Origin of the sequence: Gorillibacterium sp. CAU 1737 (assembly GCF_039888655.1) — a bacterium.
GTDB lineage: Bacteria > Bacillota > Bacilli > Paenibacillales > NBRC-103111 > Gorillibacterium.
Genome location: NZ_JBDQQO010000002.1, coordinates 323,236 through 334,724 on the forward strand (window position 1 = coordinate 323,236; position 11,489 = coordinate 334,724).

Consider the following 11,489-nt stretch of genomic DNA (forward strand, 5'->3'; position numbering starts at 1 on the left):
TCTTCATCCTCCCATTTCATCTACATGGCACAACCAGATCATGTGCGGGGAACCCGGCCCCCAGAAATCATCTACCACCTTGTAGGGCTCACCGAACTTTCTGCGCCATCGCTTCTGGGCAGCCCAGTAGCCGCTGTCCAGGCAAAACCGTTCAATTCCTCTTTCCCGGAGGTGGGTGAGCAATTCACGAATGAGTGCGGAACCGATTCCTTGATTCTGAACATTCGGTCGGACATAAAGACTCCCCAGCTCGCCAACCGCGTCCAGCTCATGGTCCGTGCAGACCTGAATTTCATGACCGCAGGGTGCGAACGAGATCGTACCCACTACTTCTCCGCCGCGCTTTGCAACCAAGAAGGTGACGGAGGTCTCGCTTGCATCCAGTGAGCGTTCGACTAGCTCCTTCTTCGTTTCAATTTCTCTTTCGATGGCATACGTCTCATGTCCGATTTCTTGCTCTTCAAAGGCAGCTGGAATGGCTTCTTCAAACACCCGAAAAGCAGCATCCCGATCCTCCGGCATCAGGAGGTGGAGAGATAAAACTTGCGTCATGGGGTAGCCCTCCCTTCCATAGAAAAGATCGTGAAGCAGATCACATTCCCGCTTACGAAAAAATGGAAGCCACCCGGGCTTCCATCTGGTTGTCTCGCTTCCGTGAGGAAGCTTGTTCATGCAGGTTAAGGAGCGACAATGTCGGGGCAGGAAAGGGTGACGATCGGAACATCCTGCTGCAAACGACAGCGAATGTCCTTTATCAGCCGACCGAGATGCTGATCCTCGGTCAACTCCTCCGGGCTCACCTTTTTGTAGATCACCAGATACAAGGTCAGGTCCCGCAGCTTGAGCATGGCCTCCATATCTTGAAGCCAGGCAGGATCAAGGGCGTACTCCCTCCGGTACCCTTCCCAGAACGCCTGGAAGAAGTCAGCGGCAAATCGGTTAGCATCTCCTTCATAGGCCTCCGGAAGTCCCCAAGAGACCGAATAATACAAAGGAATCGCCAGGTCATGCACGAACCACGTGTAGCTGCAATCATCAAAGTCAAAAAGGTGAATGCGTCCGCCATCAACGAAGAAGTTTCCCGAATGCATGTCGGTGTGCAAGAGTCCGTAGCTATCCTTCGATCTCGGACGTGACTGGAAGTAGCTCAGCAGGGCAGACAGACGGTCCAGGACAAACTCATCACCCGTTTGCACATAGTCGCGAGCGTGCTCCAGCAGCTCGTCATCATCCCAATGCGGACGTGACGGAAGATGCTCCGGCTTCTCATAGGAAAGGGTGGCACGATGAATCTGGCCGGTAAGCCTCCCCCATTCCTCAAACAACGCCGTGTTCCACTCGTTCGGATCCTGATACCGCACATGCCGGCCTTCGGCTTTTTCAAAAAGAGCCGCACTGAACACCGTACCATCCTCTGCAGTCAACGGCAGAACATATCGTCCGTCCTTGGCGGCTAGAGGTCCCATGACCGCGACGCCTTCACGAACGAGATGATTCATCCAATCCAGCTCACTCTCCACTTCAAGCGGAGAGCGGTGACTGCTGTGCGTGAACCGCAGGATCACCTCCTGCTCGTCTCGACGCGCCAGATAGACGTAGTTCTCAAAATCTCCGAGCTGCTTCCACCCTTCCTGGGTCAATCCAAAGCCGATCAGGGCCCCATCGATTATCGCTTGGGTAAACACTTGTTCCACTTGCTTTTCCATTGCTTTCTTCATCCTATTCCAACATTTTCTTTGTCTTCATTGTAGAGGTTGGGCCTTCCGGGTACAAGGGAGGGTTTTATTATAAGGAAGTTGAGGGTTGGGGTAGGCTTGGCAAATCAGAATGGAGTCGGTTCCCACTGTCTTCTACCACAAACAGCAGACTCAGAATGTCTAATCAGAAAATATCGCTTTATCTCTAAAAAAGATTAATTCATTATTGTCATAATCCGACACAAATCGAACTATTGTGACAAAACCTCCAAGAGACATTAATACCCATTCGGTGTTATGATTCCTACCAAATTGTGAAATGGAGGCGTTTCATGGCGAAAAAGAGCGCATTATTATCAGTTACAGCCATTATTTTACTATATTCATCCGTTCCTGCGTACGCACAATCCGTTACCAATGTCTATGATGGCGCAGGGAGATTAATCAAGCAGACGATCCCCAACAAAAATCTTATCTTCCTTTACACCTATGATCGTAATGGGAACCTGATTGCAAGAAAGGCTGATGTGAGTTCGCCTACCGCTCCGGGTAATCTTTCACTCTCGTTCCTCAGAGAAAACGCAGCCACTGTGACATGGACACCTTCCACCGATGATCGAGGTATTGAGAAATACGAGTTTTCGCTTGCTTCCCCTAATTCGGTGAAATCGGGAACACTGGACAAATCTAGTTCAACGTTACCATTTTCTGAACTGCAAGCCTCCACTACCTATACTTTCTCTATTAAAGCCGTTGATGTGGCCGGAAGACTCTCCACTTCTAGTACCCTTACGTTTCGAACGAAGGACATCACAATTCCAACTCGCCCCACCCTGCAATCATTGGATAGTGACGGGCCTGTAGTCACGTTACGCTGGCAAGCGTCTACAGATCCTGAAGGAATCAAGGAGTATGTTGTCTACCTTAACGGAGTGGAGAAAGGACGCACTTCTTCCACCACCTATACCATATCCAATTTGCCTTACCGCCAGTCCCTCTCTTTTGCAGTGAGGGCGATCGATAACTACGGATATGTGTCCGACGCCTCCAACGGGTCCATCAACCTCATTCCGAAAGATCAAATTGACTTTGCCGGTTCCTACCGGGCAGGGATTGGTACACGGTAGCTTGGGCATCCAATAACAAAACGATTGCTTCCTATCGCATCAAAAGAGTCAGTTTAAACAAAGGCGGCGGAACCAAAGGCTCAAGCGGTGGCCACAGCACGGTCTATACAACCTATTCCACTACAAAGAGTGAGTCGTTCTCATTGGATTTTGGCCTCTATTCTCATGACGTTTTAGTAGAAGGCCTGGATAGCCAAGGGAATGTCATCGCGACTAGTCCTCACCTCAAATTTGAAACGGAAGTGGGAGAATCGACAAACCCTCCGGGACCGGCGGTGTAAGAACGGAATGACCGTTAAGTACCTCTTCATTTACTATACATACCCAGACGAAAGGTAGATCCATTATGGCAAGAAAAATTATCGGTATAGGCTTAGTTATATTTTGTGCAGCCTCTCCCCTGCCAAGAGAAGGGCTCCATATCGTTCAAGCAACCCCATTACAAACGAGTCCATCACTTATCTCATCTGTAAGTATACCGACTTATAGCAATATCGGAACATATTCAGCCAAATCGGTTATCAACAATTATGATTCAGCTGGTCGGCTGATCAGACAAACAGTAACCGATAAAAACCTGGTCATTGTTTATTCTTATGATAAAAACGGAAACTTAATCTCTCGAAAGGTCGATGCGGCTCCTCCTACTGCACCAGGGAAAGTGATTACAAGCTTCATTAGGGAAAATGCCGCCACTATGAATTGGAACCTGTCAAGTGACGACAGGGGGGTTGATTACTATGAGTACACCCTCACCTCAAACGGACAAGAAAAGAAAGGGCGGCTTTCACCAACTGCTACTTCCATTCATTTAACCGGACTTATTCCATCGACCACCTACACTTTCTCCATTAAGGCAGTTGACATTGCTGCAAGAAGTTCTTCGGTCAGCTCGATCACTATTCGTACAAAGGATCTAACCATTCCTACTAAACCCGTACTTACCTCACTAGTTGGTGACGGCCCGACGCTATCCGTAAGTTGGAGCCCTTCCTCGGATCCGGATGGCATAAAAGAATATATCTTGTTTCTTAATGGGAATGAGTATCTCCGAACAAAAGCCACTTCCGTTACGTTAACCAATCTTCCCTTCAGATCAAACATGGTTATAAAAGTTCAAGCAATTGATATCTACGAATACGCATCGGAGACCTCAACATCCCCTACCGTGTATTTAATTCCATCCAACGAGATCGAAAAGGTTAGCGAAAATGATAATTCAAGAGACACGTTTGTCTTAGAATGGTGGTCCAATAATAAAAAAATTGTTAAATACCGAGTTTCGAGAAAATCGGATTATATTGACAGCGGTCGAGGTGGTGGTGGACCAGGGAATGGAACCTATGCTCTTCCCGGGTTAGGTGGGGGAAAGTCCTTTTCTACCGTAGACTACACAACAAGTCCAACCTACCGCTTTTATTATGAGATCGGAAGGTATAACCACACCATAACAGTTGAAGGCCTTGATGCTTCAGATAATGTTGTAGCCAGAAGTTCGGAATGGGTTGTTCAGACCTTGATTCCAACACCTGTTGGCCCTGGTGGCTATTATTAATTTCCTTGATTAAATCCAATAAAGGAGACTCTCATGAAGAAAAAAGCACTGCTCTTGCTCATGGTCTTTATCCTGCTCATTCAGAGCGGCATCTCTCCTCAGTTCGCATATTCGGAAGGAGCTCAAACGGGGAGATACATCGTTATCTTCAAGGATGCTTTAAAGGGGAAGGCAACACTTGATCAACAAAACATTCATCCAGTGGAGCAATTCCGTTCTATTCCCGGTTACGTGGTTGAATTAAATGAAGCCCAATTGGCTCTCTGGGCAAACGATGATAATATCGAAAGCCTGGAGCCGGATTATCAAATCTCCGCGCTCGGGATCACGTTATCTTCAGAAAGTGTTACGGGTGTAACCTACTCTTCAGTGGATGAGGCTGTGTATCGACTAACCTCCACCCCACTTTCCAGTATGAATATCCTGAAGGATCAAATGCAGTCCCTGCCGACAAGCAACGGGACCCGTCTGAATCGGTTTCCTGTTGCTCTTCTCGGAACTGGGATCTCCAACACCCTTACCCTGTCCCCTATGGATGGAATCTCGTTTGTTGGAGGAGAATCCTATGCTGATGGGTATGGGCTGGGGAACCAACTCGCGGCTCAGCTCACCGAGCTAAACGACCAGGCTTCCTCCCTTTCTCCGTTCATCGACCTCTATGCTGCAAAAGTATTACATGATAACGGCGTAGGGTATCTAAGCGATGCTGTTCGTGGACTGGAATGGGCCATTAAGCAGCATGTCGGTCTGGTCGCAGCCGTTTTCCATCTCCCAGAGGATTCGTTTGCCTGGAACAAGGTCGCCCAAATGGCAGAAGATAACGGCATTGTTCTCGTGGGTGATTCTTCTTCTGACCCCCTTCTCCCATCTGCTAACTCCCAATCTGTTCCAGAGAATAGTAGTGTTGATCAATCTGCATCCGACGTGAATTCATCGGTTACCGAATCCGTTTACAAGGAAGCGTTACTGGATCAACAATCGATCATTTTTAATTCAACGGGACTTGGCAATCGTGTGATTCAGACCATTTTGTACCGGAACCAAAATCCAGGACTTACACCATCCGAGTTAATGAGGCTCGTCCAAGGTGAAGTCGCATCCATCGATGAAATCAATGAGGAACAAGCAAGTGAGGATACTGATGATTCCTTATTAATGGTTCAAACCACATCGTTAGCTGCAAATGGAGACAATGCGGTTGGAGTAGCAGCGCGTACCTCTCTCCTGTCCGAAGGTTCATCCGAATCATCTCCAACCGTATTAACGATTGAGTTGATTAAGTCGGAATTTAACGTCACAACTGATTTTATTCAAGCTGAGTTGAATCAAGGGCTGACGCTCGAAGAGATTAATTCGGCGCTCGGCAAAGCTCAAGTGGACGGAACCTCTTACCCACAGGCGAAAGCCTCGCTGTATAAGCAAGCAACAAATGGCTCTTCTACAGCTACCAGTGATATAACCAATGAAACGGCAAATCAACCGCTACCCATGCCATCGGTATTACCTTCACAATCCGGAGGTGATCATCAGTCTGGACAAACCGGCCAAAACGGCGGAAGCAATCCAGGAAATGAAGGCGTAACAAAGCTGAACCTTCCCAACCTGAAAAACAATGAAGCCCCTTTCAAAGTTTCGCTTGCAGGGGAAACGGTGTCCCCACTGTCCGGCGCCTTGTCTTTGGCTCAATCGGACCTGTCTCTCCCGGGGCGTGGCGGCCTTTCCTTTACTCTGCAACGGACGTACGATTCCAGCGCCTCTCAGTTGAATGAACCCGATTTGGGTTTTAGTGGATCATATAGCTACTACGTTTCTTTTAATGTGGATATTTATCGATCCTACCTAACCTACTACCTGACCCAGTATTATGATGTGTTCTGGGTGAAATACAATTGCACCACCGGAAAAGAAGTAGCGAATGGGCGGCAAGGATCAGGCCCTACGCTCAATTCCTCCTTCTCAAGCTATACCGATTTTGTCAGAGCTCGAAATACTCCTCAATCCTTTACCGATACAGTTGCTCATGCATGTGGTTCCATCAAGGATGAACCGGATCGCAAATACATTCTGAAAACGGTGTACCAAGGCAACAATACCGACTCCTCCTATGGGACGCCCTCTTACGTTGGCTCGGATACCGACTACAGTATGCTTTATACCAGCTATGTGGAAGCAAATAATGTAAAAGCAACCATTATTCCGGGTGTTACGTACGACGCTTCTACACCGAAGGGATCAGAATCCAGCGGCTATTATGTGGACTCCTATCAGTTTAGTAGCAACCCCAATGCAACGGTTAAGGACTTGCTGACCAGCGGCAGTTACTACAACACCATCGCCACACCTGCAGAAGAGAAGCGGTTCCCCATCGGTAAGGGCTGGTCCTGGAACATTCCGTATCTGGAGCAAAAGAACGGAGCATGGCGAGTTAACCTTCCAGGGCAAGGCTCCTACGAAGTAAACGGCAGTACACTGAAGGACTATCCTTGGCAGGATTTGAGCTTTGCTAATGACACCAATGTCAACGTCAATGCCACTCAATCCTCCTATGTGCTCAAGTCGATCCAAGGGACGAAGCATTATTTCGATGCAACCGGCAATCTCATTCAAATCTCTGATGCCTATGGGAACGCCATTCGCTTCCTGTATACGAATGTCAGTCCGTATGGTCTGGTGCTAACCTCGGTACAAGACGATATAGGCAATGCCATAACCATCGCCTATAGTGCAGGAAAGGTTACGCTTACCCAAGGGAACAAAACGGTCGTTTACACCAAGACTGCCGTCAATGGCAAAGAGATGCTAGCCAGCGTTACGGACCCTGCAGGAAGGCTAACAACCTTTGACTACAACATCAAGGAAGCCCAGTTTAACCTCGTGGGAACCGTCCCCGATACGAGTAACCCGTATGCCCTTCTTACGGGGATTACCTTCCCCACAGGAGCACGAACCGAGTATACGTATGAACCTACTCCTGTTACCCGATCCATTAGTTCTGGTATGGTTAATCAGGCATATCGTCTGCAGAGCCGAAAGGATGTTGTCTCCTACTCCAACGGAAGCAAGGAGGAATTCAACCCTTCCTCACTCGCGTACAATGGCGATATGGCAAGTTCCTCAGGAAGCTATTCTTTCTCTACCAAACTTGCTAATGGCATCACGGAATCGATCTTCGACTACAAGAAGTTAACCGACTCTTCCTCCTCCCCATCCTACTACCTGACGAAAAGTTCTCAGAAGGGAGATAACATCGAGCACATCAGCGAGTACACCTATGATGAAGCGAGAAAGCGCCCTGCCCCGGTAACAACAAAATCATATAGTCGGAATTCGATCACAAGTGCCACTTCTGCTCCCGCTCAAGTAAGTAAACAATACGATGACTACGGAAATGTTACTTCCGTGACAGACCCGCTTGGAACAACCAGCACCTTCATCTTTGATAACTCAACCCATTTGTTGTCTGCTGTCATTGAACCGATAACTAGTTCCTTGTCTCGTTACACGCAATATAGTCGAAATGCTCAAGGGTATGCCACAGAAGTTATTGCGCGCGAGAATAACGCTAGTGGCACCATTCTGAGGCAAACTCAAATGAGCTATGATTCCTATGGGAACGTAATTGAAACGCGAAGTAAAGATGTGAACCGCGACGCTGTGAGTCGTTATGAGTATTCATCCGTGTACAACTCCGCATTCTTAACAAAGATCACATCTTTCTTCACCGATGTTAATGGATATGCGAAATCTCAAGCCGTCAGCGGTGAATATGATCGAACCAGCGGAAATATCCTGAAATCCATCGATGGCAATGGTAAAGGAATATCTTATCAATACGACTTGTTGAATCGGGTTCGAGTTGTTACCCAGCCAGATGCAACAACCGTAAAAGTGGACTACGATGATGTCGCGAATCAAGTAATTCAAACCAATGAAGCCGGACTTCGTTCTGTCAGCAAGTACAATCCGGTTGGTCTTCAAACGGAACAAGGCCTCTACGAAGGCGGAGTTTATAAAAAGAAAAGCCGCACCGGTTACGATGCAGCAGGACGCGCTCTTTGGACAGAGGACGCCGACGGCAATCGAACTACCTTCACCTATGACCCGTTCAGTCGGACAACCAGCACGACATTCTCTGACGGTAGCCAAAACCTTGCGCAATATGACGATATTGCTAGTATTGCAACCAGCTTCGATGGAGAAGGAATCGTCACTCGGACTACGCTTGATCTGCTGGGCCGTACCGTTCAGACCGAAGAAGGTGTAAACGGGACTTTCACAATTCAAGGCAAAGTAGCCTATGATGCTGCTGGCAATGTGACCACTCAATGGGATGCAAACGGCAACCCAACCAGCTATACCTACGATGCGCTCGGTCAGGTAACCAGTTCTACCACACCAATGAAAGAAACGTACCGCTTTGCTTATGACCGTCTGGGGAACCTCACCCAGCAAATCGATCCTGGGAGTAACATCAAAACCAAACAGTATGACGAATTGAATCGATTGATTCGTCAAACCGATCAACTCGGAAACAATGCAACTCTTGAGTATGATGGCAACGGCAACCGGATAAAAATGATTGACCGCAATGGAACAACGTTCTCCTATACGTACTCAAGCCGTAATATGCTATTAAGCAAGACAGGAGCGAACTCTAGTGTAACGTATACCTATAATCCAGATGGTGCACGCAGCAGCATGAAGGATTCTACGGGTACGACAAAATACGATTACACGGAACTGGGTCAATTGAAGAAAGTCACCTATCCGGATGGACAGACCTTGACCAGCACCTATGATAACAAGGGCAATCGGATTAGTATGACGGCGCCTTTCTCGGCAACAGCTAACTACAGCTATGATGGACTCAATCGTCTAACAACAGTCAATGTTAACAACAAGATCGAAGCATCCTATACCTACAAGAAGAACAGCCTGCTTTCCTCCACTACATTGGGGAACGGAATGACGGACACCCGGTCTTACACCGGAATGAACTTGACGGCAATCTTGCAGCAAAAAGCCGATGGAACGAACACGAATGCATACGCATACGGCTATGACCTGAACCGAAATATGCTAAGTCGAAAGACAAACGGTACCTCGGATGCGTTCGGTTATGATGCGAACAGTCGAATATCCACCTCAAGCCTTTTTTCGGAACAATACGCTTATGATGGTAGGAGTAACCGACAAACCCTCATCAGTGACCGGACACCCAATCTGTCAGAAGTTAGCTATGAATACGACGAGTGGGATCGCCTGACGAAAGCGGTTCGTGACAACAAGAACGTGAGTTACAAGTACAACGGAGATGACCTGCTTGTTGAACGTTCAGAAGGTAGTACAACCACTCGGTATTACTACGATGGAGTGAACATCGTAGCAGAGGCTACCCTCGTCAACGGGCAGCCGGTAGCCAAGGCCGCTTATCTGCGTGGCAATCAGCTGATTGCTCGTTACGGAGCCGATGGAACGAAGAGCTACTACCAGTTCAATGGACATGGTGATGTAACCGAGCTACGAGATGGAAGTGGAAATGTCCAAAACAGTTATTCCTATGACATTTGGGGGAATCCCGTTGTTCAAACGGAAGCTGTAGACAATCTGTTCCGGTATTCAGGAGAGTATTTGGATAAGGCAACCTCGTTGCAATATTTGCGAGCACGCTGGTATGATCCGGATATGGGTCGGTTCCTCAACGAGGATACCTATGAAGGGCAAGAAGACAGTCCACAATCTTTGAACTTGTATTCTTATGTCATTAACAACCCACTAATTTATACTGATCCGAGTGGCCATAAAGCATGGTTAATTCATGGGACTTGGTCTGATGGAAATACCTGGTCTCCTGAATTTATAAAATATGTTGAGGGACTATTTAAAGAGTCGAGCGATAAATTAATTTGGACTGGAGATAATACAAATAAGGCTCGTTCCGATGCTGCCGATCAATTTTTGACAGAAGTTTATAACTGGCACTTAAAAAATCCAGACGACCCAATCAGACTCATTGGTCATAGTCATGGCGGAAACGTTGCTATACTATTAGCCAATTTATTGGCAGAGAAAGGGATGAAAGTGGAGACCTTGATAACAATCGCCACACCTGTTAGAGAATATCAACTAAAAGCAGATGTTGGACAACATATCCATCTTTATAATCGTGGTGATGGTGTTCAAATTAATGGAGGAAGTATATGGCGTTTAGGACAAGCTCCGAAGAGAACGTTTAAAAATGCTGAAAATGTTGAAGTAAAGATATCAATTTGGCGTCTTTTGGATTTTAGGCCAATTGACAGTCACTCAATTATGCATAGTAACATCAAGGTTTGGAAGAAGTATATTGAGCCACTATTAAAAAAGTAAAATTATTAAATCATTAAAGTGAGGGTTTCAAATGCCGATATGGTTGAGGGTATTAATTATAGTAGTAATACTAGTTGGTGCACTATCATTTATATGGTTTCTCCTAGGGTCTACGGCATATTTCCAAAGGGGTATGGATATTATTGGAACAACTTATTTATTGATAATAGGTATTCCAGTTCTTCTGTGCGCTGCATATTTAACGACACTACTCACTAAAAGCTGGAATCACACAAGCGACATACAATACACGGGAATTGCTTTCGGACTTGTGATATCAGTACTACTCTCTACCACCCTCATTCATAGTGTTAATTCCCACGGCTGGACAAAGGGGAGAATCGATAGTGATTCCTTAAAGAACACTAGTGATGGCAAGTATGAATATCGAATTGACATTATTAATTTATTTCAAAGGAATAGTACCGCGCGTCTTTATGTTAAGGATGCTAGTTCAGGGGAAGAGAAAATTATCCCTGTTGGCATTCAAACATATAAGATTTCTGGAATCAGAATTAGTAAGACTAATCATTGGATAGAACTAGAACCAACAGATGACAAGTCACATTACATCCTCTCTACGACAGAAGATCTTCCTATACCTAAAGAAGTATTCGAAATTGATATCAAGGCTGGAACTTCAAGAAAATTGAATTAAACAGTATTTCGTTGCACCACCAGCCAATAGCAAGCAAGAGCATCATCTGTCCTGAAGCATTTTCTGGGATGGGACTGCGGATA

The 11,489-nt window shown here is 46.6% G+C and carries 6 protein-coding genes; 4 read left to right on the plus strand and 2 right to left on the minus strand.

What is annotated here, in order from left to right; translation table 11 throughout:
- Nucleotides 1-3: 3 nt before the first annotated feature.
- Nucleotides 4-552 carry a GNAT family N-acetyltransferase gene (locus AAFN83_RS05955; RefSeq protein WP_347767860.1) on the minus strand — a complete coding sequence of 183 codons (549 nt, stop codon included), beginning with the start codon at nt 550-552 and terminating at the stop codon, nt 4-6.
- Nucleotides 553-677: 125 nt separating this feature from the next.
- Complete coding sequence (locus AAFN83_RS05960) at nt 678-1,706, minus strand: phosphotransferase enzyme family protein (RefSeq protein ID WP_347767861.1); 1,029 nt, start codon at nt 1,704-1,706, stop codon at nt 678-680.
- A gap of 323 nt (nt 1,707-2,029) precedes the next feature.
- On the opposite strand from AAFN83_RS05960, the gene AAFN83_RS05965 reads away from it, so the two are divergent.
- From AAFN83_RS05965 to AAFN83_RS05980, 4 genes are all read left to right on the plus strand, one after another.
- Nucleotides 2,030-2,824, plus strand: a complete 795-nt coding sequence (locus AAFN83_RS05965; protein ID WP_347767862.1) for a fibronectin type III domain-containing protein — start codon at nt 2,030-2,032, stop codon at nt 2,822-2,824.
- Nucleotides 2,825-3,170: 346 nt separating this feature from the next.
- On the plus strand, nt 3,171-4,379 hold the full coding sequence (locus AAFN83_RS05970; protein ID WP_347767864.1) for a fibronectin type III domain-containing protein: 1,209 nt from the start codon (nt 3,171-3,173) through the stop codon (nt 4,377-4,379).
- Between the two features lie 33 nt (nt 4,380-4,412).
- Nucleotides 4,413-10,748 (plus strand): RHS repeat-associated core domain-containing protein, encoded by a 6,336-nt coding sequence (locus AAFN83_RS05975; RefSeq protein WP_347767865.1) that lies wholly within the window; start codon nt 4,413-4,415, stop codon nt 10,746-10,748.
- Between the two features lie 31 nt (nt 10,749-10,779).
- Nucleotides 10,780-11,406, plus strand: coding sequence for a hypothetical protein (locus AAFN83_RS05980; RefSeq protein WP_347767866.1), 627 nt, complete (start codon nt 10,780-10,782; stop codon nt 11,404-11,406).
- Nucleotides 11,407-11,489: the final 83 nt, after the last annotated feature.